General features: G+C 46.9%; 19 protein-coding genes. 10 read left to right on the top strand and 9 right to left on the bottom strand.

Translation table 11 applies throughout. From position 1 onward, the window contains the following. The first annotated feature begins 178 nt into the window (after positions 1–178). Positions 179–6,595, top strand: coding sequence for a WIAG-tail domain (locus MBEAL2_RS28930; RefSeq protein ID WP_052947511.1), 6,417 nt, complete (start codon positions 179–181; stop codon positions 6,593–6,595). A 53-nt stretch (positions 6,596–6,648) separates the two neighbouring features. On the opposite strand, the gene lpdA is transcribed toward MBEAL2_RS28930, so the two are convergent. Genes lpdA through pdhA form a run of 4 tightly spaced genes read right to left on the bottom strand, consistent with a single transcriptional unit; the run spans position 6,649 to position 11,461 of the window. Continuing rightward, a complete protein-coding gene (lpdA, locus tag MBEAL2_RS05705) occupies positions 6,649–8,061 on the bottom strand; it encodes a dihydrolipoyl dehydrogenase (RefSeq protein WP_047151349.1) in 1,413 nt (470 codons plus the stop codon). Positions 8,062–8,064: 3 nt separating this feature from the next. Next, positions 8,065–9,402 (bottom strand): dihydrolipoamide acetyltransferase family protein, encoded by a 1,338-nt coding sequence (locus tag MBEAL2_RS05700; RefSeq protein ID WP_047151348.1) that lies wholly within the window; start codon positions 9,400–9,402, stop codon positions 8,065–8,067. 28 nt (positions 9,403–9,430) lie between these two features. Next, positions 9,431–10,411 carry an alpha-ketoacid dehydrogenase subunit beta gene (locus tag MBEAL2_RS05695; RefSeq protein WP_047151347.1) on the bottom strand — a complete coding sequence of 327 codons (981 nt, stop codon included), beginning with the start codon at positions 10,409–10,411 and terminating at the stop codon, positions 9,431–9,433. Positions 10,412–10,414: 3 nt separating this feature from the next. After that, complete coding sequence (gene pdhA, locus MBEAL2_RS05690) at positions 10,415–11,461, bottom strand: pyruvate dehydrogenase (acetyl-transferring) E1 component subunit alpha (protein ID WP_082129777.1); 1,047 nt, start codon at positions 11,459–11,461, stop codon at positions 10,415–10,417. A 195-nt stretch (positions 11,462–11,656) separates the two neighbouring features. Between pdhA and MBEAL2_RS05685 the strand changes: the two genes are divergently transcribed. Both MBEAL2_RS05685 and MBEAL2_RS05680 read left to right on the top strand, forming a co-directional pair. Next, a complete protein-coding gene (locus tag MBEAL2_RS05685) occupies positions 11,657–12,370 on the top strand; it encodes an alpha/beta hydrolase (RefSeq protein ID WP_047151346.1) in 714 nt (237 codons plus the stop codon). A gap of 9 nt (positions 12,371–12,379) precedes the next feature. After that, positions 12,380–12,976, top strand: a complete 597-nt coding sequence (locus tag MBEAL2_RS05680; RefSeq protein ID WP_047151345.1) for a TVP38/TMEM64 family protein — start codon at positions 12,380–12,382, stop codon at positions 12,974–12,976. 147 nt (positions 12,977–13,123) lie between these two features. Here MBEAL2_RS05680 and MBEAL2_RS05675 read toward each other — a convergent pair whose 3' ends face one another. Further along, positions 13,124–14,002, bottom strand: a complete 879-nt coding sequence (locus tag MBEAL2_RS05675) for a diacylglycerol/lipid kinase family protein (protein ID WP_047151344.1) — start codon at positions 14,000–14,002, stop codon at positions 13,124–13,126. A gap of 137 nt (positions 14,003–14,139) precedes the next feature. Beyond that, the gene (gene lepB / locus MBEAL2_RS05670) at positions 14,140–14,652 is read right to left on the bottom strand and encodes a signal peptidase I (RefSeq protein WP_047151343.1); all 513 of its coding nucleotides are present in this window, start codon (positions 14,650–14,652) and stop codon (positions 14,140–14,142) included. Positions 14,653–14,837: 185 nt separating this feature from the next. On the opposite strand from lepB, the gene MBEAL2_RS05665 reads away from it, so the two are divergent. From MBEAL2_RS05665 to MBEAL2_RS05655, 3 genes are all read left to right on the top strand, one after another. Further along, complete coding sequence (locus MBEAL2_RS05665; protein WP_052947510.1) at positions 14,838–15,884, top strand: YkvI family membrane protein; 1,047 nt, start codon at positions 14,838–14,840, stop codon at positions 15,882–15,884. A gap of 54 nt (positions 15,885–15,938) precedes the next feature. After that, positions 15,939–17,588, top strand: a complete 1,650-nt coding sequence (locus tag MBEAL2_RS05660; RefSeq protein ID WP_047151342.1) for a M20/M25/M40 family metallo-hydrolase — start codon at positions 15,939–15,941, stop codon at positions 17,586–17,588. Between the two features lie 170 nt (positions 17,589–17,758). Then, a complete protein-coding gene (locus tag MBEAL2_RS05655) occupies positions 17,759–18,523 on the top strand; it encodes a sulfite exporter TauE/SafE family protein (RefSeq protein WP_047151341.1) in 765 nt (254 codons plus the stop codon). A gap of 8 nt (positions 18,524–18,531) precedes the next feature. Here the strand turns inward: MBEAL2_RS05655 and MBEAL2_RS05650 are convergent, their stop codons facing one another. Then, positions 18,532–19,743 (bottom strand): M14 family zinc carboxypeptidase, encoded by a 1,212-nt coding sequence (locus MBEAL2_RS05650; protein ID WP_047151340.1) that lies wholly within the window; start codon positions 19,741–19,743, stop codon positions 18,532–18,534. 215 nt (positions 19,744–19,958) lie between these two features. On the opposite strand from MBEAL2_RS05650, the gene MBEAL2_RS05645 reads away from it, so the two are divergent. The 4 genes from MBEAL2_RS05645 to hemY all read left to right on the top strand — a co-directional run bounded on the left by MBEAL2_RS05645 (position 19,959) and on the right by hemY (position 24,229). Next, positions 19,959–20,714, top strand: a complete 756-nt coding sequence (locus MBEAL2_RS05645; protein WP_047151447.1) for a M15 family metallopeptidase — start codon at positions 19,959–19,961, stop codon at positions 20,712–20,714. Between the two features lie 82 nt (positions 20,715–20,796). Next, positions 20,797–21,837 carry a uroporphyrinogen decarboxylase gene (hemE, locus tag MBEAL2_RS05640; RefSeq protein WP_047151339.1) on the top strand — a complete coding sequence of 347 codons (1,041 nt, stop codon included), beginning with the start codon at positions 20,797–20,799 and terminating at the stop codon, positions 21,835–21,837. 16 nt (positions 21,838–21,853) lie between these two features. After that, on the top strand, positions 21,854–22,789 hold the full coding sequence (hemH, locus tag MBEAL2_RS05635) for a ferrochelatase (RefSeq protein WP_047151338.1): 936 nt from the start codon (positions 21,854–21,856) through the stop codon (positions 22,787–22,789). Positions 22,790–22,795: 6 nt separating this feature from the next. Next, on the top strand, positions 22,796–24,229 hold the full coding sequence (gene hemY / locus MBEAL2_RS05630; protein WP_047151446.1) for a protoporphyrinogen oxidase: 1,434 nt from the start codon (positions 22,796–22,798) through the stop codon (positions 24,227–24,229). A 114-nt stretch (positions 24,230–24,343) separates the two neighbouring features. Here the strand turns inward: hemY and MBEAL2_RS05625 are convergent, their stop codons facing one another. After that, positions 24,344–24,544: an alpha/beta-type small acid-soluble spore protein gene (locus tag MBEAL2_RS05625; RefSeq protein WP_047151337.1), complete on the bottom strand. Its 201-nt coding sequence runs from the start codon at positions 24,542–24,544 to the stop codon at positions 24,344–24,346. Between the two features lie 90 nt (positions 24,545–24,634). Further along, positions 24,635–25,306, bottom strand: coding sequence for a hypothetical protein (locus tag MBEAL2_RS05620; RefSeq protein WP_047151336.1), 672 nt, complete (start codon positions 25,304–25,306; stop codon positions 24,635–24,637). Positions 25,307–25,372: the final 66 nt, after the last annotated feature.

Below are 25,372 nucleotides of genomic sequence, written 5' to 3'. Positions count from 1 at the left end.
TTATGCAATTTTTCAATTAGAATTTGAAATTCTTAAAAATTATATTTGTGGATTGATTCCCTTATTAATAAGCAGGATGCAAAATTTTTTCATTTCTGATGGGGCCATAACCCAGTCAGATGCATATGTTACAGATGATACGATATAACACAGATGGATTAAAGAAGGAGGAATTCACATGGCCAAAGCTCCCCGAAAACGGCCTCTTCCGAGGAAGAGTAAAAAAAATATAAATGATCCCCTATTAATTAATAATATTGATTTGGATTGGCTTGATACTCTGGGATTGGAAGAGATAGAACAGGAAGCAAAGAACATTAGAAATACAGATCGGAAAAAGCCTGCTCCTATAAAACAGGAGGTGTTCGAACCTGAGTTTTCCGAGCCAGATTTCTTCGCACCAGAACCTTACAGAATGCCCGGGGCGGAAAAAATAGCCCCTATGAAATATGAACCCGCAGAAGAGAAACCCATTCCTATTGTGGAAACAGATAAAATTCCAAATATAGAAGCTCCTAAACCGGCTACTCCTTTACTGATGACGGACCGCAAGGGAGAAAAAACTACAGCATATATTTACACTGACGATCTTATCAACCAGGCAGTAACAACAGAAAAAATCGCTAACTGGGCGATTGATGAAACAAAGATTCAACAGGGGAGCATAAAAACAGAAGCCCTGAAGGATTATGCTGTAGATAGCTCTAAATTAGCAAATCACAGTGTAATCTCAAGCAAGATTGCTCCTGCCTCTATTGACACCGAGCATGTCGCTGATTACTCAATTACTGCAAACAAAATTAAAGATCGGGCGATCCGCGGGGACAAATTAATGAATAATAGCATTACCTCGGATAAGTTAGCCGACAAGACGATTGATTCCATGAAAATTGCCGATCACTCAATCCAAACAAAACATCTATCCGAGCAGATAATCACGACCGACCTTATCCAGGATCATGCGATTACTTCGGAGAAAATAAAGAATGGAAGCATTCAAACAAATAATTTGGCAAAAAATGCAGTTGACTCCGTAAAATTAGCAGATGGTGCTGTAACGACTCAAAAAATAAGAGAAGGTTCCATAACTGGAGATAAAATATGCGAGGAAAGTATTTCCGCTGTTCATCTTCAACCGAAAACAATCCAGCACCACCATCTGGGAGATGTAGTTGTTTATGATAACAATATCGCACCTAACAGTATAAAAACGAAGCATATCGCTGAAAACTCAATCAGTACCCATCATTTGGAGAATGATGCAGTAACTTCGAGTAAAATAGCAAAAAACTCAATAAAACAAAACCATTTAAACGATGGACTTATTAGTAACCAGCATCTTGTTGACCATGCAATCACAGCATCCAAATTAGCTTCTGAATCAGTGTCGACCGACAAAATAGTTGACCTGGCCATTACAACGGTAAAATTGTCCGATAAAAGTATCATCTCACAGAAACTCGCTCCCGGTTCTATTACCAGTGACAAGATAGTTGCTGACAGTATCGTAGCCGAACATATTAAGAAAGAGACCATTGAAGGGCATCACCTGAAACCAAACATTATCGCCACTCAGCACATTCAGAAACAGGCCATTTCGAATGAAAAGCTAGGGCCCGGCTCTGTTACCGGCGACAGGATAGCCGCGGACAGTATAGGATCAGGCCACATTCAGAAACAGACAATTGAGAGTTATCATTTGAAACCAGCCATTATCAACTCCCATCACATTCAGGAGCAGGCGATTTCGAACGCTTTAATTCAAGATGCAGCCATTTCAAATGATAAACTTGCCTCCGATTCTGTTACCGGTGATAAAATCGTCGCGGACAGCATCTCCACTGCTCACATCCAGAATGATACCGTTGAAAGCTATCATTTAAAACCGGGTATCATTACCAGGCACCATATTCAGGAACGCTCCATCTCGAATTCGTTGATTCTGGAGGGTTCTATTTCAAGTGATAAACTCGCTCCTGGTTCTGTTACCGGGGATAAAATAGCTGTAGATAGTGTATCCGCCGAGCATATTCAAAAAGAGACCGTTGATCGATCTCATCTTAAATTGAACATCATTGATGCAGATCACATTCGGGAACAAGCTATTTCAAACGAAAAATTAGCTCCCGCCTCCGTTACGCGTGACAAAATAGCCGCTTACAGTATAACTACGGAGCATATTCAGGAACAGGTCATCGAGGGAATCCATCTAAAACCAGGCACCATTAACTCTGGGCACATTCAAGAGCAGACCGTCTCAAATTCCTTAATTCAAGATGCAACCATTTCAAGCAGTAAACTCGCTCCTGGTTCTGTTACCTGCGAAAAAATAGCGGTGGATACGATAACCGGTGAACATATACAGGAAGAAAGCATCAGCGGCCGTCATTTGAAACCCGATGCAATTGCTGCCCACCATATTCAGGAGCAATCCATCTCTAGTTCGCTGATTCAAGATGCGTCCATTTTAAGCAGCAAACTCGCTCCTGGCTCTGTTACTTCGGATAAACTGGCTGTAGACAGTATTGCCCCCAATCACCTCCAGAACGAGAGCGTCAATAGCCATCACTTGAGAACGAATGCTATCACGACCCATCATATTCAGGAAAAATCCATCTCGAATTCCTTAATTCAAGATGCAGCGATTTCAAATGATAAGCTGGCTCCAAATTCGGTTACCAGTGAGAAGCTCATTGACAACAGCATTGCATCACGCCATATTCAGAAAGAAAGTATTGATAGCTATCACCTAAAACCAAATGCTATTGCTACCGAACATATTCAGACACAGACCATTTCGAATGAAAAGCTAGCACTGGGCTCTGTTACCAGCGACAGAATAGCTGCTAACAGCATAACAGCCGATCATATTCAGAAGAAGGCCATTGAGGGAACCCATCTACAACCAGGTACCATCACCGCCGAGCACATTCAAGAGCAGACGATCTCAAACTCCTTAATTCAAGATGCAACCATTTCAAGCAGCAAACTTGCCCCTGGTTCTATTACCGGCGAAAAAATAGCAGTGGATAGCATAACCGGTAAACATATACAGAAAGAGAGCATCAGCGGCCGTCACTTGAAACCAGATACAATTGCTGCCCACCATATTCAACAGCAGACCATTTCAACTGATAAGCTAGCTTCCGATTCTGTTACCGCTGATAAAATAGCTGCTGGCAGTATAGCTGCGGCTCATATTCAGGAACAGGCCATTACACCTTCCCTGATTCAGGATGGCTCTATTTCAAATACCAAACTGGCTTCCGAATCTGTTACCGGTGGCAAGATAGCTTCCGCCTCCATTACCAGTGACAAAATAGCTGCTGGCAGTATAACTATGGAGCATATCCAAAAAGAAGCGATTGAGGGAATCCATCTAAAACCAGGTGCTATCACCGCCGAGCATATTCAAGAGCGTACGATCTCAAATGCTTTGCTTCAAGATGCAGCCATCTCAAGTGAGAAGCTGGCTCCTGGATCTGTTACCTGTGAAAAAATAGCAGTGGATAGCATAACCAGTGAACATATACAGGAAGAGAGCATCAATAGCCACCATCTAAAACAAGGTGCGATTGCTGCCCACCATATTCAACAGCAGACCATTTCGAATGCTTTGCTTGAGGATGCAGCCGTTACAAATGATAAACTGGCTTCCGGTTCCATTACCGGGGATAAAATAGCTATAGATAACATATCCACTGAGCATATTCAAAAAGAGGCGATTGAGGGGTCTCATCTCAAATTAGAGACGATTACTACAGATCATATTCAGGAACAAGCCATTTCTAATAAAAAATTAGCTTCCGCCTCCGTTACGAGCGATAAGATAGCTGCTGACAGTATAGCTGCGGTTCACATCCAAAAAGAGACGATTGAGGGAACCCATTTAAAACCGGGCACCATTACCGCCGAGCACATTCAAGAGCAAACGATCTCAAACTATCTGATTCAAGATGGTACCATTGCAAGCGACAAACTCGCGTCCGGATCTGTTACCGGTGATAAACTAGCTGCGGAGAGTATAGGTGCGGAGCATATCCAGAAAGAGACCATCGAGGGAACCCATCTAAAACCAGGCACGATCACCGCCGAGCATATTCAAGAGCAGACGATTTCAAACTCTCTGATTCAAGATGCTGCCATTGCAACTGAGAAGCTCGCTCCCGGCTCTGTCACCTGTGAAAAAATAGCAGTGGATAGCATAACCAGTGAACATATACAGGAAGAGAGCATCAATAGCCACCATCTAAAACAAGGTGCAATTGCTGCCCACCATATTCAACAGCAGACCATTTCAAATGCTTTGCTTAAGGATGGTTCTATTTCAAGTGAGAAACTTGCCTCCGGTTCTGTTACCGGTGATAAAATCGTCGCGGACAGTATATCCACTACTCACATTCAGAATGATACTGTTGAAAGCCATCATTTAAAACCAGGTATCATTGCCACAGATCATATTCAGGAACAATCCATTTCAAACTTCTTGCTTCAAGATGCGGCTGTTTCAAACGAAAAGTTAGCACCTGGTTCTGTTACCGAAGATAAATTAACGGCCGGAAGTATAGCTGCCAGTCATATTCAAAGCGACAGTATCGATAGCCATCACTTGAGAACGGATGCTATCACTACCCGCCATATTCAGGAACAGGCTATTATATCCGCTCTTATCGAGGATGGCTCTATTTCAAATACCAAACTCGCTCCCGGCTCCGTTACCGGGGATAAAATAGCTGTAGATAACATATCCACTGAGCATATCCAAAAAGAAGCCATCGAGGGAACCCATCTAAAACCAGGTACTATTACCACCCACCATATTCAAGAGCAGGCGATCTCAAATGATCTGATTCAGGATGGAGCCATTTCAAATGATAAGTTAGCTTCCGACTCTGTTACCAGCGATAAGATAGCTGCTGACAGTATAGCTGCGGTTCATATTCAGGAACAGGCCATTACAACTTTCCTTATTCACGACGGAGCCATTTCAAATACCAAACTGGCTACCGACTCTGTTACCGGCGACAAGATAGCTGTAGATAGCATATCCACCGAGCATATCCAAAAAGATGCCATCGAGGGAAGCAAACTAAAACCAGGTACGATCACCGCCGAGCACATTCAGGAGCAGACGCTCTCGAACGCTTTGATTCAGGATGGAGCCATTTCAAGCAGCAAACTTGCTCCTGGCTCTGTTACCTGTGAAAAAATAGCGATGGATAGCATAACCGGTGAACATGTACAGGAAGAGAGTATCAACAGCCGCCATTTAAAACCAGATACAATCGCTGCCCACCATATTCAAGAGCAAGCCATTTCTAGTTCCCTGCTTCAGGATGCAGCCGTTACAAACGATAAACTTGCTACCAATTCTGTTACCAGCGATAAAATAGCTGCTGATAGTGTAGCTGCGAAGCATATCCAAAAAGATGCCATCGAAGGAACCCATCTAAAACCAGGAGTTATCACCGCCCATCACATTCAAGAGCAAACGATCTCAAATGCTTTGCTTCAGGATGCAGCCGTTACAAATGATAAACTGGCTTTCGACTCTGTTACCAGTGACAAAATAGCTGCCGACAGTATAGCTGCGGCTCATATTCAGGAACAGGCCATTACAACTTTCCTTATTCAAGATGGATCTATTTCAAATCATAAGCTAGCTTTCGGTTCCGTTACCGGGGATAAAATTGCTGTTGACAGTATAACTACGGAGCATATTCAAAAAGAGGCAATTGAGGGAACCCATCTAAAACCAGGTACCATTACCGCTGAGCACATTCAGGAACAAGCCATTTCAAATGAAAAATTAGCTTCTACCTCCGTTACCGGGGACAAAATTGCTGCTGACAGTATAGCTACGGAGCATATTCAAAAACAGGCTATCGAGGGAACCCATCTAAAATCAGGCGCTATCACTGCTGAGCATATTCAAGAGCAGACGATCTCAAACACTTTGCTTCAAGATGCCGCCATTTCAAGCAACAAACTTGCTCCTGGCTCTGTTATCGGCGAAAAAATAGCACTGGATAGCATAACCGGTAAACATGTACAGAAAGAAAGCATCAATGGCCGTCACCTCAAATCAGGCACTATTGCTGAGCATCATATTAAACAGCAATCCATTTCGAATTCTCTGCTTCAGGATGGAGCCGTTACAAATGATAAGCTGGCTGATAAAGCAGTAAAAGAACACCATATAACCAATCACTCCGTAACTGAAGAAAAGCTGTCATTCAATCCGGTTCAAACCGTCAGTGGAAATTCAATCACGCTTCAACAATGCGGGATTGTGCCTTTCCAAATTGCCGCTAAAGAAAAAGTTATGGAAATTACAATTACTCTACAACAGCCTTACCATACTCCTGATTTCGTTATTGTAGCGATGACCAATCAGCAGACCTGCCAGACCGTGCTGAAAGAACAAACAAATAGCACAGCAACCATCTCTATCGCACGGGGAAGAACAGGTTCAGAGATAAACGGTGTTCTTCACTGGATAGCGATGGGTGAAAAACAAAAAGAAGCTTTACGCTATGTAAGCACAGAAGAAAAAGAAGCCTTACACTATGTAAGCACAGAAGAAGAAATATAAGCAGGCTAAAGAAGAAGCCGGTGAGACATCTCACCGGCTTCTTCCATGCTTATTTATTTCGTTAAAGAATGTACACCATGTCCGAGCGCTGCTTCTACTGCTTCCATTGTTACCTCAGCCAGCGTAGGATGCGCATGAATCGTTAGTGCAATATCTTCCAGCGTCGCTCCCATTTCGATAGCGAGCCCTGCTTCCGCAATCAGATCGGACGCTTCTGGCCCTACAATTTGAACCCCGAGTACACGTCCATCCTCTTCATCTGCCACCACTTTTACGAAACCATCCGTCTCATTGACACTGAGCGCACGGCCGTTCGCAGCGAAAGCGAACTTACCGGTTTTGACTTTATACCCTTGCTCCTTCGCCTGTGCTTCATCAAGGCCAACGGTTGCCATTTCCGGATCTGAGAAGACAACGGCCGGAATCGCAAGGTAATCAATCTCGCTCGGCTGCCCTGCAATGACTTCTGCCGCTACTTTTCCTTCATAGGACGCCTTGTGGGCAAGCGCAGGTCCGGCAACGATATCGCCAATCGCATATACATTCGGCACATTTGTTTTGCACTGCTTATCGATTTCAATCAATCCGCGCTCGGTCAGCTTCATGTTAATAGCGTCCAAACCAAGCTCGTCCGTATTCGGGCGGCGCCCCACTGTTACAAGGCAATAATTCCCTTCGAATACTTCCTCTTTATCCTTAATGGAAGCCGTTACTTTGACTCCATTTTCCGTTACCTCACTCTTGCTGGCGATTGCCTCTGTATGAATGTCTACATTCAGCTTCTTTAGCTTTTTCTTCACCATCTGAACCATCTGCTTTTCAAAGCCCGGCAGTATGTTTGGGCTGCCTTCAAGAATGGTTACTTTTGCGCCGAGCTTCGCGAATGTCGTTCCCAGCTCGATTCCAATGTATCCACCGCCGACAACAAGCAGCTTTTCCGGAATGTGATCGAGTGTCAAAGCTTCCGTTGATGAAAGAATGCGTTCGCTAAAAGGAAGCGCAGGAATTTCAATCGGGCGTGAACCGGTGGCAATGATGCAGTGATTGAAACGGTAGCGGTTCACGTCATAGCCATGGAACACGCGCACTTCATTTTCACTGACAAATAAGGCTTCACCCGAAATGATTTCGACGCCATTTCCCTTGAGGAGCGTTTTTACGCCGCCGGTCAGCTTGTTGACTACGCTTTGTTTCCACTCTTGGACCTTCTTCATATCGACGGTAACACCTTCAACGTTAACCCCGATGTCTGCGCCTTCTTTTGCCTGCTCATAGCGATGTGCCGCAGAAATCAAGGACTTAGAAGGGATACACCCGCGGTTCAAACATACGCCGCCTACTTCATCTCTATCCACAATCGCTACTTTTTTTCCCAGCTGTGCTGCGCGAATAGCGGCAACATAACCGCCGGGTCCGGCCCCGATAACGAGAACGTCAAGTTCGGTTGTAAATTCACCTACTACCATTTGTTACACCTCCATAACGAGCATTTCCGGGTTTTGCAGCAGCTGTTTAATGTAGTTCATATACAGCTGCGCCATTTCCCCGTCAATTAAGCGATGGTCAAAGCTGAGGGAAAGGGCCAATACCGGCGCTACTACAATTTCATCATTTTCATTGACAACAGGCTTCTTCGCAATCCGACCCACACCTAAGATAGCCACTTCAGGGTAGTTAATGACCGGTGTAAAGAACATTCCGCCCGCCGAACCAATGTTTGTAATCGAGAATGTGCTGCCTTTCAGTTCGTCCGCAGACGCTTTGCGTTCACGTGCTTTCGTCGCAAGCTCAGAGATTTCGCTGGCGATTTTCCAGAGCGGCTTGCGATCCGCTTCTTTAATAACCGGAACCATAAGTCCCTCGTCTGTTGCGGCCGCAATTCCGATATTATAGTATTTTTTCAATACGATTTCGTTCTTCTCGTCATCAATGCTTGCGTTCAGCTCAGGGAATTCACGCAGCCCGGCAATGACGGCTTTTACAACGAAAGGCAAATAGGTGAGCTTGACTTCTTTCTTCGCGGCAATCGGCTTGAATCGCTCGCGCATTTCGACCAGCTTCGTTACATCCACCTCGTCCATAATTGTTACGTGGGGAGCTGTATACATCGACTTGGTCATCGCTGTGGCAATGGCTTTGCGAATTCCTTTCAAAGGTATGCGTTCTTCAAGTCCACCTGGAACGGTCGCTGTCCCTGTAATCGCTGTTGCATTCGCGGCTGCTGCGGGAGCTGCATTCGCCTGCTGCGGTGCGGCTGCCTGGGCCGCAGGCTGTGCCTGTCCACCGACTTTGAACGTCTGTACATCTTCTTTCGTAATCCGTCCGTTCTTGCCTGTTCCCCGTACCTGACGGATATTGATTCCCTGCTCACGCGCAAATTTACGTACAGCTGGTGTGGCGTATACTTGCTTTGATTCATCCACCGCAACATTTCCATCTGTGCCAGGAACGTGAGCCGCATCTACTGGAGTATTCGCCACCTGCACTGCTTCTTCCACTCGTTGTGCCTGTGGTGCTGCCGCTTCGGCCTGAGGAGTTGTCTCCACAGCAGCCGGCTCATTGTCTGCGCCTTCTGCGTCAAACTCAACGAGCACATCACCGACGACAGACACGGTTCCTTCTTCTACTTTGATGGCAAGAACTTTTCCGTTTACAGGAGAAGGGATTTCCACCACTGCCTTGTCGTTCTGCACTTCCATGATAATCTGGTCTTCTTCTACCTGGTCGCCTTCTTTAATGTGCCACTTAACAATTTCACCTTCATGAATTCCTTCACCGATATCCGGCATTTTAAACTGGTATGCCATCGTTTTCCCTCCTTTTATGTTTCCATTGTTAGAAATCAAGCACTTTATTCAGTCCGTCGATTACTCTTGCCGGATCAGGCAGCCAAATATCTTCTGCCATAGCAAATGGAAATACAGTATCCGGTGATGTCACGCGCAGCACAGGCGCTTCAAGCGAAAGAATTGCGCGCTCATTAATCTGTGCGACAATTTCAGCCGCTGCACCCGCTTGTCTTTGTGCCTCCTGTACCACAATGGCACGGTTTGTTTTTTCAACAGAAGCAACAATCGTTTCAATATCAATCGGGCTGATTGTACGAAGATCAATAACTTCAACGGTAACGCCACGGTCTTTTTCGATTTGCTCCGCTGCTTTTAATGAAGTCTGTACCATCGCACCGTATGTAACGATAGTGACATCCTTTCCTTCCTTCACAACGTTCGCTTTTCCGAGCGGAACGGTATATGATCCTTCCGGAACTTCTCCGCGGAATGAGCGGTACAGCTTCATATGCTCAAGGAAAATAACCGGGTCATTGTCGCGAATTGCGGAAATAAGCAGTCCTTTCGCATCATATGGATTGGATGGGATGACAACCTTTAAGCCTGGTGTTTGCATCATTAATCCTTCTAAGCTATCGGCGTGAAGCTCAGGCGTTTTTACGCCGCCACCAAACGGAGAACGGAATACGATCGGAGCGTTGTATTTTCCGCCGGAACGGTAGCGCATGCGCGCCGCCTGGGCGGCAATCTCGTCAAACACTTCGAAAACGAACCCGAAGAATTGAATTTCCGGAACCGGGCGGAATCCCTGGAGCGCAAGACCGACGGCCATGCCGCCGATTGCAGATTCGGCGAGCGGTGTATCAAATACGCGCTCTTCTCCGAATTCCTTCTGCAATCCTTCTGTCGCACGGAATACCCCGCCGTTTACCCCCACGTCTTCCCCAAAGACAAGGACGTTTGGGTCATCTTTCATTTCAGTACGCAAAGCGTCTGTAATCGCCTGGATCATTGTCATTTGTGCCATGGCTTACTTCATCTCCTTCTGCTTGTACTCATCGTATTGCTCCTGCAGCCTTGCCGTTTTCTCTTCAAACATAGTATCGATTAAATCCGTTACCTTCTGTTTCGGATATGCGTCTGCTTTTTTGATGGCTTCTGCAATCTCGGCTTTTGCCTGTTCGATTGCTTTATCCTCATCCTCTTTTGTCCAAATCTTTTTCTCTTCTAAATAGGTGCGCAGACGAATAAGGGGATCTTTTTGTTCCCACTCTGTCATTTCTTCCTGCTGGCGGTAACGTGTCGGGTCATCACCGGCCATTGTATGCGGGCCATAGCGGAATGTGAGCGCTTCAATAAGCGTTGGACCTTCGCCCGCTAATGCGCGCTCTCTTGCTTCACGAACGGTTTCATAAACAGCAAGCGCATCCATGCCGTCGATTTGTATGCCTTTAATGCCTGCTGCCTGTGCCTTCACCGCAATTGATTCCGCGGCTGTCTGCTTCGAGAACGGAGTAGAGATTGCATACCGGTTATTCTGAACGAAGAAAATCGCCGGCACTTTATATACGCCCGCAAAGTTAAGGCCTTCGTAGAAGTCACCCTGTGACGTACCGCCATCTCCTATGTACGTAATCGCGACCCGTTTTTCTTTTTTTAGTTTAAATGCCATAGCTACACCCATTGCCTGGACAATTTGCGCGGCAATAATAATCTGCGGCATGAGAACATTTACGCCTTCCGGAATTTGTCCACCGTGCATGTGCCCGCGGGAATAAAGGAAAGCTTGATATAAAGGCAGGCCATGCCACACGATTTGCGGGATATCACGATAGCTTGGGAGGATAAAATCTTCCTTCGAAAGTGCACTCTGGCTGCCAACCATCGTTGCTTCCTGTCCGGCAACCGGAGCATAGAAACCGAGGCGTCCCTGGCGGTTTAAGCTGATGGCACGCTGATCCCACATGCGGGTATACACCATTTTTCTCATTAATTCGTAAAGCTGTTCATTCGAAAGTTCAGGCGTTTGTTTTTTGTCATTGACCTTGCCTTCAGGAGAAAGAATTTGTAACATCATGACAACTCCTTTTTTTGATAAAATGTGTGAAATGAATATTAGCACTACTGTAATAGAACAAACTTGGAGTATAACACCAAGTGTTGCACAACAAGTACAGTTTTAGATTTTCTTATCCGCGAAGAGTATAGCACCTCGTATTTATCATGTCCAATTTTTTTACACATACATATATAATTTGGAGGGAATTTCTCAATGGATGAACGCCTGCGCAAACGAACAATACTACGCCGTGAACTTAATAGTACTTACCTTGCAGAGACACGCTCCTATAAAGTCTACCTGCCGCCCGATTATGACCCCAAGCGCCGCTACCCGATCCTGTACGCCCAGGACGGTGAGCAATTTCTCAACTTCGGACGCGGGGCCACAATTGCGCAGCAGATGATTCTCGAAGATAAACTGTTACCCTTTATCATCGCTGCTGTTACAGTTTCCAAGGAAAATCGTACCGAAGAATACGGGACAAACAGAACCCGCAATGCAGCTTACAAGTCTTTCTTTATTGAGGAACTGGTTCCGGCTGTTGAGAATGAATTTCCTGTTGGTGAGCGCGTCCTTGTGGGCGATTCACTGGGGGGAACGGTAAGCCTTGATTTAGCCCTCGAACGCCCGGAGCTTTTCTCCCGCGTCATTTCTCTATCCGGAGCATTTTATCCTGAAGCAATGAAAGAGGTGCTGCGAAAAGAAACTCTTTCCGGCCTTCAGATTTATATGCTCATCGGATTGGATGAAACACAAGTGCCCGTAGGAACCAAAACCGCCGACTTTCTTTCATACAATCGGGAAATGAAACAGCTGCTCAAGCAAAGAGGCGCTTCCGTCACATATTTGGAGAAACAGGGCGGGCACGATTGGGGGTTCTGGCAAAAAGAACTCCCGGATGCTTTTTCCTTTTTTCTAAGGTAAAATAGCAGTATGGAATGGACAACACTACTCTCGTATCTTTCAACTAAAAATCTTATGGCGCTGCTGGATAAATATGAATCGCTTGGACCATTGCCGGGGATCCTTTCTACGTTTGTGGAAGCTTTCCTTCCGATGCTGCCTCTCATTGCCATTGTGGCAGGCAATGCCGCTGCGTATGGGTTATGGTTAGGATTTCTCTATTCCTGGCTCGGTGCCAGTGCCGGAGCGATCCTTGTATTCCTGCTATGCCGCAAACTTGCCCGGCATCGATTTATGAGCTTTCTTACGCAGCATCCGAAAGTCAATTATTCTATGGATTGGATGAACCGGCACGGATTCAGCGCGATCTTTTTGCTGTGCTGCTTTCCGTTTTCTCCCTCTTCCTTAATCAACGTCGTGGCTGCGCTCTCTAAAGTTTCAACAGTCCAGTTTGCGGCGGCGATTCTAGCAAGCAAAGCGATTATGATTTTCATGATTTCATTTATCGGGCATGACCTTGCTTCATTCATTCGGGAACCATGGAGGCTTCTCCTTGTCTTCGCTGCCGTGCTTGGGCTATGGTATGCTGGGAAAAAGGTGGAGAGCCGCTTCGCAGTGAAACAATGAAATAGCGTCAATCAGAAAACAGGGGAGTGGTAAGCCGGAATACCTGGCTTACCGCTCTTTTTTACTTTAAAGTTGTTTATCATGTATCCTTTTCCACAGTGCGCCAGTGTGAAACAATAATGGGAAAATCGATTCATTCTGCTGCCGCTACAGATGCCCAATTACCCTCATTTTTTCCCGCAGAAGTTCGATACTCACGGGAGTCTGTCCCTCTTTTTCTCCATCCGTGTCAATCAATTGGGGAGGGTCACAATGAATCGAAAGTGAATCCGCTTTGAAGAGATAGAAGGCTTCATGCTCGATTGGCTCACTCTTTATGTAGGAGGAGGCCACGCTAATGATTTCTGACAGACCCACATTGCGGACAATGGCAACTTCGAACTGCCCGGTATTCATTTCGTTATCCGTGAACAATTCAAGCCCGGCAAGTGATTGTCCATTCGCCACATACACCATGACCGCGTCCGCCTCGATTTTCCGTTTCTCTGTTTCAATGGTCACATGAAACAGCTGATTGTTTTGCATGTGCTGCAGTGACTTTATGTAGTAGGTAAAATGGCGGAGGTACGTTTTCGTCTCATTCTTTATATCCTTAGACACCGTGGAAATAAGCCCAAGCCCTAAAAAGTTCATAAAATATCGCTCACCGTATTTACCGATATCAATAAACTTTGGCTCTTCCGTTTTCATAAATTCACACGCTTCAAGAAGAGTTAAGGGAATTTGCAGCGTGCGGGCGATATCGTTAGCCGTTCCACCGGGGAGAATGCCAAGGACAGGCTGCTGCCGGGCCCTCATCATTCCGTTCACTACTTCATGTATGGTTCCGTCTCCTCCTGCAGCGACCATTACGTCATACCTGCCGCCTTCTTCAGCCGCCATCTGTTCTGCATGCCCCTTGCTGGCTGTCGGCCGGATCGTAACGTCCCATTTCTCCTGCAGGGAAAGAACGATATCACCGAGCTGGCCACCTACGAGTTGTTGGCCGGAAACCGGGTTATAAATGAGAAGCAATTTCTCTTTCATACAGCCACAGCCTTTCTATCCAGTCCTTTACATTTTCTTCTATTTTAATTATTCCCCTAACCGAACCGCTTGTAACACGTTTCTCGTTCCTTAACAATAAAAAATCCCTTCCGCCGGGGAGCGGAAGGGATCGTATGCTACATTTCCTGCATTTGTGTGAACGGGTAAAATCTGAAAATCGCCTTACCGGCAATTGCTTTCGCATCAACGAACGGCGTTGGCCACAGATGGGAGTCATAGCTTTCATTGCGGTTATCACCGAGGAAAAAGAACTTCCCTTTCGGCACAGTCACAGGGCCATATTCGTACGTCATTGCCTCTCTAATATATGGTTCATTCACCTTTTTACCGTTACGGTAGAGGGCGCCGTCCTTGATTTGGATCGTGTCACCGCCGACACCAATCAACCGCTTAATGAAACGCTCATCCTTCTTATCCTTGAGAGGCGGGTAAAATACGACGATATCACCGAACTTCAAATCGCTTACGTTCGTAAACTTCTCTACAGCAAGCCGATCATTAATATGAATTGTAGGAATCATAGAGCCGGACGGAACGACGACCGCCTCTCCAACATACGTACGGATGGTTACGCTCAGGATGATCGCCAGCAAAATCACAGGCACCCATTCTTTTAACCATTTTGCCATTCTGCAGTTTCCTCCAGTTTATCCAGGTTAAGCATATGCCCTAGTTTATTTCTCTAGTCTATTGTAAAACAAGTTGCAAGTAAAGTAACGAATTTTTTTGAGCGTCTACTGAACAGGACAATCTCATAGTATAAAAGAGCGGATAATCCGCAACCTGGTTTTCCTGCCAATGGAGGGAATCAATTGTGATAAAAAGAGGGAAGACGATGCTTCAGATTGGCTTCACGTATATCGGCACGGTCGTTGGCGCCGGCTTCGCCAGCGGCCAGGAAATCTTTCAATTCATTACCCGGTTTGGTGATAAGAGCCTGTTTATTATCGCGATTTGCACCGTGCTGTTCATTGCTGCAGGCAACAAGATTATGCTTATCTCCGCACAAATCAATGCACCATCCTACCACCAGTTTAATAATCATATGTTCGGCCATACCATTGGACGCTGGATTAATTGGGCGACGCTCGCCATGCTCATTTGCATTACGGGTGTGATGCTCGCGGGAACAGGTGCTCTATTCGAACAACAATTCGGGGGATACTACCAGGCCGGCATATTTTGCACCATGCTGCTTATTTATGTGGTTACGCTGCGGGGGATGGAAGCGATCATAGCAGTCAACAGTGTTGTCGTCCCTCTCATGATTGCGTTTAATCTACTCATTGCGATTAAAACCTTTACCATCCACGGCATCGCATCTGCTCCTTCGCTTCCTGCTGCAGGAGGCTGGCTGTACTCCCCCTTTCTCTATGTTTCCTTCAACGTCATTCTTGGTCTGGCTGTGCTCGTCCCTTTAGGAAATGAAATAAGAGATAAATATTCGATTATCGGCGGAGGGATAATTGGGGGGCTGGGGCTTGGCCTTCTGCTCTTCTTAAGCAATTACGCATTGTCAGCTCATTTTGAGCAAATCAGAGGGGCAGAAATCCCGATGGCGCAAATCGTTTCGATGTTTAGCCCGGTTGTGCACTGGCTGTTTAGCCTGATTATTCTTGGGGAGATCTTTACTACACTTGTCGGAAATGTATTTGGCTTAACCAGGCAGCTTGAACTGTTCCTGCCGCCCTCTTTTCAAAAACAATTCATCATCCTCTCTCTTCTGCTCGTTTGTTATGTCATCAGCCAATTTGGATTTTCTACGCTTGTACACCACCTGTATCCCCTGTTCGGTTACATTAGCGCAGGGACGCTCATTCTTATCTTCTCTAAGAAAAAAAGACAGCCATCTCTATTTTGATTAGAAAAAAAATTTTGTATAATCGCTTTATAACGAATCATTGGAGGAGAAACTATGCTCAATTGCCGTGACGAAGTACGCGCAATAACGGAACAACTTGTAAAAATAGAAAGCATCGTAAATACAGACGGAGAAAAAAATATCGCACACGCCCTCTATGAGATGGTTTCTTCCCTTCCATACTTTGCAAGCCACCCTGAACAGGTGATTCTTATGCCAACGATGCATGATGAATGGGAACGTTATAACGTGTTAGCCTGTGTAAAAGGAACGAAAAATACGAGCAGCCGGACGGTTATCTTAATGGGGCATATCGATACCGTCGGCATTGATGACTACAATCATCTGAAGGGCGTGGCCTACCACCCTTCAGAATTAATGAAAGCGTTACACCAGGAGGAGCTGCCCGAAGATGTGGAAAAACAGCTTGCCTCGGGCGATTGGCTTTTCGGAAGAGGGATGCTCGATATGAAAAGCGGGGTAGCCAGCAATCTGTACCTGTTAAAATATTATGCCGAAAACCCGGAGCTGCTGGATGGAAACCTTGTATTCGTTGCAGAATGTGATGAGGAAGACAGCTCGCACGGCATTCTTTCTGCCTTGAAGCCGCTAAAAAGCTGGAAGGAAAAATACGACTTTCACTATATTGCGGCCGTGAACGCTGATTTTGTCTCCCCCAGGCACGAAAAAGACGAAAACCGCTACATATACAAAGGGACGGTCGGCAAGCTTCTCCCTTCCTTTTTCATTACAGGGGCGGAAACACACGTAGGCTCCTGCTTTGAAGGGCTTGATCCGAACTTTGTTGCCGCCGAACTCACAAGGCAAATTGACTACAACCCAGAGCTGTGCAATGAGGCGTACGGAGAAGTAACCGTTCCTCCCGTATCACTAAAGCAGACAGACCTGAAGCCTTCCTATACGGTGCAGACGGCCCTCTCCGCTTATGTATATTACAACTTCCTCGTTCACTCCTGGTCACCCAGAGAGGTTCTGGAGAAATTGAAGCAGCAAGCGGAAATCGCCTTTACGAACGCCTTATCCTTATTTAGCGAGCGATATAAAGCTTACTGCCAGAAAAGCGGGGAGCCGTACAAGGGGATCTCATGGAAGCCAAGAGTTTTTACTTATGAAGAAATGACTGAACAGCTTCGTAATGAACATGGGGAGGCTTATGAGACCCACATAGAAAAGTTCAAGGATGGCCTTCTTGCCGACCGGTCGCTTGATAGCCGTATGTATGCCGCCCGTGTTGTAGAAGAAGCATGGGGATGGATGAAAGACCGGAGCCCTGCCATCATTGTTTTCTATTCCTCCATTTATTCCCCCCGCATTGAATTAACAGGGGAAACAGAGAATGAGAAGCTGCTTATTCAAGCGCTGGAGAAAGCCGTAGATGATATTCAGCCTCATTATGAACACCCTATTGTGATAAGAAACTTCTTCCCTTACATTTCTGACATGAGCTTTGTCGGGTTAAGTGACGATGAACAGGGAATCCGGGCCGAATCCGCCAACAATCCTTCCTTCGGGAAAAAATATCACGTTGATTACCAGGATATTCGGGATATAAATGTTCCTGTCATTAATATTGGTCCATACGGGCTTGACGCGCATAAAAAGTATGAGCGCATGGAAGCCAGGTATTCTCTCCAAATGGTACCGAACCTAACCCACCGGGTCATCGAGGTATTGCTCGGATAACGAAAAAAGCAGGCGAGGTCAGGAGGCCACTGAAAACGTAAGTTTTTCAGTGGCCTCGATATCAGGCCTGCTTTTTTGTTGCCCTCTTGTATTTTCCCATTGCCATCTCCTGAACTTCGTTTATTCTTAAGTAAGTGCCCTTATTTTTTAGAAATGCGCAGGAGGTAACAATGGAACACGTCGACATGAATATGCTTATGTTTTTGCTTGCGGCCGGATTTATCGCTTCTTTTATCGATTCCGTTGTAGGAGGCGGGGGCTTAATTTCAGTACCCGCACTGCTATTTACCGGTTTGCCTTCCCATGTTGTGCTCGGAACAAACAAACTGGCGAGCACGATGTCTTCTCTGACGAGCACCATTTCTTTTATGCGCTCGGGAAAAGTGAACGTCCGGCTTGTTAAATACTTGTTTCCGCTCTCACTCATCGGCTCCGCTATCGGCGCCTATACTGTGACAAAAATCCCGCCTGAGTTTCTAAAGCCGCTCGTCATCACGCTTCTTACTCTCGTTGCGGTATACACCCTGTTCAAAAAAGACTGGGGCAGCCAATCGACATACAAGGGAATGACCAGAAAAATTGCCTATCTTTCCGCCACCATTGCTCTCATTATCGGATTTTATGACGGTTTTTTTGGTCCGGGGACCGGCTCTTTTCTCCTCTTTTCCTTCCTGATGCTTGGCTTTGATTTTGTCGGCGCTGCTGGAAATTCTAAGGTACTCAATTTCGGGAGCAATATTGCAGGGATGGTCACGTTCATGGCGCTCGGTTCGGTTAATTATGCGTATGGAATTCCGATGGGCCTTGCGATGATCGCCGGGGCGATTTTCGGCTCACGTCTTGCCATTCGCAAGGGATCTACTTATGTTCGTCCGCTTTTTATCGGTGTAACCGCCCTTCTTATTGGAAAACAGCTGTGGGATGTTCTTCATTAAACGCGCTTTCATCCTTTATATTTTTCAACAAGCAGCGGGGTCTCAAGCAGGATAGGAAGGTTCTGGTTATAAATCGTATCGAATTGTTCGACAGGTAGCGGATTGACGCCGACCCCAACTTCAATCGTATAGCCCGGCCTGCGGTATTCCTGGATAAACCAATCCTTGTACCCCGCCGAGCTATCTGCCGTATGAACAGGTGTGTACGTGCTCAGCACCTGCATGCGGGTGACGATTTTTTCGCTTGCTTCGGGATTTGCTGCGCCAAAGCCCCAGTAGATCACCTGCCCCTGGGAATGGTAAGCGAGAACCGTGAGAAAATCATGCCGCTTCGTGAACTCATATACAGCCTTCGTCTCCGGTTCGGATAAAGGAAAAGCCCCCCCATAATGCCGGGGTGCATACGTTTCCGGGCTCGTCTGCGCTTCTTCCTCCCACAGAGCCGGCCACTGGTGATTCAAATCAACCCCTCTAACATTCGCTGTCCATTGTCTAAAGAATGGGGAGCCGTTGTTAATTTTCATTACTCTTTCGTAAAGCGGGTGGCAGGGCGTAATTCCTTCTACAACGAGTTCGATTCCATCCGGATTGACCATCGGCACGAGCCAAATGGAAAACGCATGAAATAAAGAAGTGACATCATATCCGCGCAGCGAGTTCCCTTTAGAAAAAGCATCTGCAAAATCTTCGATAAACTTCATCAAAACCGGGCTTGTAATCCATTCATTTGCGTGCCAGGCCGCGCTGTAAAAAACCTCCTTGCTTCCCTTTCCTAACCGCACTGCATAGATGCTTTTTCCAAGAACCGTTTTTCCAATAACCTCAAGGTGAATGAATGGGTACCGCCCGGCGAGCGTTATAAGATCCTCTACAAGGTTGTCATACGTGTACTCCTGATTCGTTTGGACGATCCCTTCTCTTCTTTTTCTCGGTATACAGAACACCTGGCCGGGCTTTATTGATATCTCATCTTCAGACAACACGTTCGCCCGTTGAATTTCTTCTATCGTAACGCCGAATTTTTCCGAAATCGTACGAAGGGTATCTCCTTCCTGCGCCGCGTATTTTACGGAAGCTTCCGGTATTTCAATAATTTGCCCCGGTATTAAATATTCCGGTGCGATAATATCCGGGTTTACCGCGAGGATGCCGGTAACCCCCACACCGAACCGGCTCGCAATCTTAAGCGGTGTATCACCTTTCTGTACGATATACTCCATGCACGTCCCCCCCCCCTTTTACTTAACTGTATGCAGGGCAGGGACAGCCCATGAAGAAAAAAACGAAAATTGAACGCGCTTTGCCGTATGTGATAAGATTGTATACGTTATGCCAACTAATGCCGGGGCATATACTACACTGTTTTATGTTCGTTTTGTATGCCCCTGTCTGATAGAAAAAGAAGTGATGGAGAGAGGGTAAAATCGTGGGGAAAATGAGAAGCATAGCAGCATTCGTCCTGCTGTCAGCAGCAATAACGGGAGGCTGCTCTTCCGAACCGGTGAGTGAGCACAGTAACACAAAGCAACAAGAAGCAAAACAGCAGAATAACTCACCGAAAACAGCGGCCGCACTGGCTGCAACCGTTACAACGCGGGGGAACGGCACGAAGGAAGTAACCAACATGCTGGATACGCTCGTTGTCGTAAACAAACAGCGAAACATGGGCGCAGATTATGAACCACCGGATCTGGTAGAGCCTAACATTCCTTTCTCAATCGAAAAAAAGGATCCGAAGAAATTAATGCGCAAGGAAGCGGCCGCTGCCCTTGAGCAATTGTTTGCCCAGGCCAAGGAAGAGCATATCGATCTTGTCGGCCAATCAGCCTATCGCTCCTATGCGACACAGCAAGCAGTTTTTAAAAGGCTGACGAAAAAATACGGCGGAGAACAAGAAGCAAACAAAGTGAGTTCTCACCCTGGACAGAGTGAGCATCAGACCGGCCTTGCCATCGATATTACGAGCCATCGCATGGGCTTTACGCTAGAAGAGAAGTTCGGGGAAACACCTGAGGGAATCTGGCTGAAGGAACATGCGCCGAAGTACGGTTTCATCATCCGCTATCCGAAAGGCAAAGAAGAAATTACCGGATATTCCTATGAACCGTGGCATATCCGTTATGTCGGCAAGGAAGCGGCGCAGGAAATCGCCTCTAAAAATAGTACGCTTGAAGAATACTTGTCACAATAATTCCTTATATTTTACATATAAAATATGCTATCGTACAATAGGAATAGATCTTTGGGTTTACGGAATAGAAAGGTGTGGAAGAATGAGCGCGAAGCCGTTTAACGATAATTTTTTAAAGGCATGCCGGGGAGAAGAGCACTCTCACGTTCCTGTATGGTACATGAGACAGGCCGGCCGCTACCAGGCTGAATATAGAAAAATCAGGGAGAAATACTCCCTTTTTGAAATTACACACCGGCCTGAGGTTTGCGCGGAAGTAACCATGCTGCCCATTCATCAGCTGGATGTAGATGCGGCTATCCTTTTCGCGGACATTATGACACCCATGCCTGCTATGGGCATCGACGTTGAGATTAAATCCAGCATCGGCCCGGTCATTGCGAACCCGATAACAGGGAAAGGCGACGTAGAAAAGCTTCGCAAGCTGGAGCCTTCCGAGCACGTTCCTTATATTCTGGATACGATTAAATTGCTGCGCGAAGAACTGCGCGTGCCCCTTATCGGCTTTGCCGGAGCTCCCTTCACCCTTGCCAGTTATTTAATCGAAGGCGGACCTTCCCGCAACTATTACAAAACAAAAGCGTTCATGCACTCCGACCCTGAAGCCTGGCATCTGCTGATGGACCGACTTGGCGAAATGACGGTAACGTATCTGAAGGCGCAAATGGCTGCCGGGGCGCAGGCTGTCCAGGTTTTCGATTCCTGGGTTGGCGCGCTCAATGCACAGGATTACGCCCAGTTCGTAGCCCCTATTATGAACCGTATTTTTTCCGAACTTGAAGAAGAATCTGCCCCGAAAATTATGTTCGGTGTGGGGGCAGGCCACCTGCTGCACGAATGGGATAGGCTGCCGCTTGATGTAATCGGGCTCGACTGGAGAACCCCGATTTCTTTCGCGCGCGGACAAGGCGTTACGAAAACCGTGCAGGGCAACCTGGATCCGGGGCTTCTGCTTGCTTCCTGGCCGGAAATCGAGAAGAAAACAAGGGGAATCCTTGATGAAGGAATGCAGACTCCTGGTTTTATCTTTAACCTGGGGCACGGCGTTTATCCGCAGGTGCAAGTGGAAACACTTCAGCGCTTGACCGCTTTTATTCACGAGTATTCAGCAAAAAACAACTAAAGGCAGGGCATCTTTTATGACGAAAAAGAAAATGGGCCTTCTAGTGATGGCTTATGGCACTCCAAGGAGCATAGAAGAAATCGAGCCGTATTATACACATATTCGCCGCGGGCGAAAGCCGACCCCCGAGCTTCTGCAGGAGTTAACGGACAGGTACGAAGCGATCGGGGGAATTTCCCCCCTCTCCCGTATTACGGAGGAACAGGCTGCTGCACTGGAAAACAAACTGAACAGCATGCAGGATGAAATTGTTTTTCAGGCCTATCTCGGCCTGAAACATATCGATCCTTTCATTGAGGACGGCGTACGCCGCATGAAGGAAGACGGGATCGAGGAGGCTGTGAGCCTTGTCCTTGCCCCTCACTATTCCACATTCAGCGCGAAATCTTATAACAGCCGGGCACACGAAGAAAGCGAGAAAGCCGGCAGCCCTCTCATCCACTCGATTGACAGCTGGCATGAGGAACCCGCTTTTATTCGCTACTGGGCTGAGCAGCTGAAAGAAAAGGTTGCCATGATTCCAGAGGGTGAGCTTGGCAGCACGATGGTCATTTTCTCTGCGCACAGCCTGCCGGAGAAAATCATCCAGATGAATGATCCGTATCCGGAACAGATTGCAGACAATGCACGCGCAATCGCTGAAATGGCGGGTGTACCCCATTACACGACGGCCTGGCAGAGCGCGGGCCGCACGCCGGACCCGTGGCTCGGCCCAGATGTGCTGGATAAGATGCGCACTCTTTATGACGAAGGGTATACAACGATGGTGTTATGTCCGATTGGCTTTGTTTCCGATCACCTTGAGGTATTGTACGATAACGACCATGAGTGTAAAAATCTCGCGGATGAGTTGGGCATCCGCTACTTGCGCACGCCGATGCCCAACACAGATGAACAGTTTATGAGTGCACTTGCATCGGCCGTACTGAAGAAGTTAGAAGAAAGAAAGTGATGAATGATGAGCACGCAGGCTCTTACAGTGGCTATAGTCGGAGGAGGCATTACCGGCTTGACGACTGCCTATTACTTGCAAAAAGAGATTCAGGAACAGAAGCTCCCCATAAACTACGTATTGCTGGAAGCGGACGATCGGCTGGGGGGCCAGGTCCAAACAGATTATACGAATGGATTTGTGATCGAGCGGGGGCCCGATTCGTTCCTTGCGCGCAAAACGAGTGCATCCCGGCTTGCAAAGGAAGTAAGGCTTGAGGGTGATCTTGTACGCAATCAGACTGGCCAGGCCTATATACTGAACAACGACCGATTATACCCGATTCCTGGCGGATCAATTATGGGTATTCCTACCAAGCTGGCACCATTTGTAACGACTTCGCTCTTCTCACCCGCCGGAAAAGCGCGTGCGGCACTCGATCTCGTTCTCCCGCGTGGAAGCCATAAAGACGGAGATCGCTCCCTGGGCGAATTTTTCCGCCACCGTCTCGGCAATGAGGTCGTTGAAAACCTGATTGAACCGCTTCTATCCGGTGTATATGCCGGGAACATCGATGATTTGAGCCTGATGTCCACCTTCCCGCAATTCTATCAGGTAGAGCAGAAATACCGGAGCTTAATTCTCGGCATGCGGTCTACAACACCAAAGCAGCCAAAATCAGCCGCAAATAAGAAAACAACAAGCGCATTCCTCACGTTTAAACGCGGTCTTCAGTCATTGGTGGACGCGATTGAACAGAGGCTGGATCCCGTTCATGTACGAAAGAATACGGCCGTCAAGAAAATCACGAAAACCGGGGAAGGATATGAACTGCACTTATCCGATGGCACGGCCATTTCAGCCGACAGTGTTGTCATGACGACGCCGGCGAAGGTGACGCGTGAGATACTTGCCGATTATTCATTCATTAACCTTCTACAAGATATGCCGACGACATCGGTGGCAACGGTCGGGCTTGCTTTTTCCGAGGCAGACATAAAGCAGGACATTAACGGAACCGGGTTTATTGTTTCCCGCAATGCCAGCTATAATATTACCGCATGCACGTGGGTACACAAAAAATGGCCCCACACAACGCCGGAAGGCAAGGTTTTGCTGCGCTGCTTCGTCGGACGCGCAGGGCAGGAAGGCATTGTGTATGAATCGGATGAAACGATTATCAATGCGGTGCTTACCGATTTAAATAAAATCATGAAGATTGAACGAAAGCCCGAATTTCACCATATCACCCGCTGGAAGCAAATCCGCCCGCAGTATATCGTTGGCCACCAGCGCCGGATGGATAAGCTGGAGGCTGAGCTTGGCAGCAGCCTGCCCGGTATTTTCCTTGCAGGTGCTCCGTACCACGGGGCAGGACTGCCGGATTGCATTGACCAGGGCGAGGCCGCTGTAAGTGCGGTGCTGAAATTTTTGCGGACACCGGAGGCTGTCGTGCGATAAGCGAAGCGATACGATTGTTATAATAAAAAAGCGGCGGAGTGCAGAATCCGGCCGCTTTTTTGCATTTATGTAACCGAGACGCCGGAGGGCGCCCCTTATCCACAATGATTTATGTTATTTTCTGGTTACCAACTGCTCTTGTGACATCTTGACAAGACGCTTCACCATTTCTCCGCCAACCGAGCCATTGGCTCTTGAAACCGTACCTGCACCAAGCTGTACACCAAACTCGGATGCAATCTCATATTTGTACTGATCCAGCAATTGTGCCGCCTGGGGAACAAGCAATTTGTTTCTGCTTCCACCCTGTGCCATGCTATTCACCTCCTGCTTGGAACGTACACTTATTGTTTGTCATCCGCCTTTGTTTTATTGAGCTAACATATTGCCAGCAAAGGATGAATTTTAATCATCATCATGTTCATCTGTTTCATTTCCTTTCTTTTTATGTTTTTCCTTACCATCCCCGTGCTTTTCTTTATAATGGCCTTTTTTCTTTCCTCCCCCTTGCTTAAGAATATCCGCAACCTCGCCTTCCCCTTTCTCATTCAGCGCGCTAATGAGCCTGTCAGCGGGCATGCCGGATGCAAGAAGGCGCTCCATCTTATCAATTTGCGCTTTATTTAACCCTCTGGCCTTCAGTAAATTTGTTACTTCCTCGCTTATATACTGTGTTTCTTTATTGACGGATGTAGTTGTATTTTGTGCAGTGGTTGTGCTGTTCTTCGGCTTGTTTTGAACAGGAGCTGCCGGGCCCGGGTTTGTTTGCTTGGAATTCGTTTGTACCGCCTTGTTTTTGGACTGTTCCGCTAAGAACTGATCCAGCGTTTTATCTAACGGTACTTTTGTAACCGCGGATTCTGCCGTCTGCGCGGTTCCCCCCGCTGCCGGACTTATCGGCGTAGCTGTGATTTGGCCCACACTCTGTGCGCTCGCCGTGGCCGTGGCCTGTGCAGTAACCGTCTTGTTTGCTTTGGTGTCCGTACCCGCCACGTTAGACGCAAGAACCGGTGTTCCTAGAGCAAATAAAATCACAGATCCGAAAATGAGATTATTCTTTGTTGCGTATTTTTTCATTCCGGTACTTCCTTTCCTCTCCGTTTTTCTCTATACGATTCGTAACCGACTGATTTTTTATGGGGT

This window comes from Aneurinibacillus tyrosinisolvens (genome assembly GCF_001015055.1).
GTDB lineage: Bacteria > Bacillota > Bacilli > Aneurinibacillales > Aneurinibacillaceae > Aneurinibacillus_A > Aneurinibacillus_A tyrosinisolvens.
This window is presented reverse-complemented; position numbering and strand designations above follow the sequence as displayed.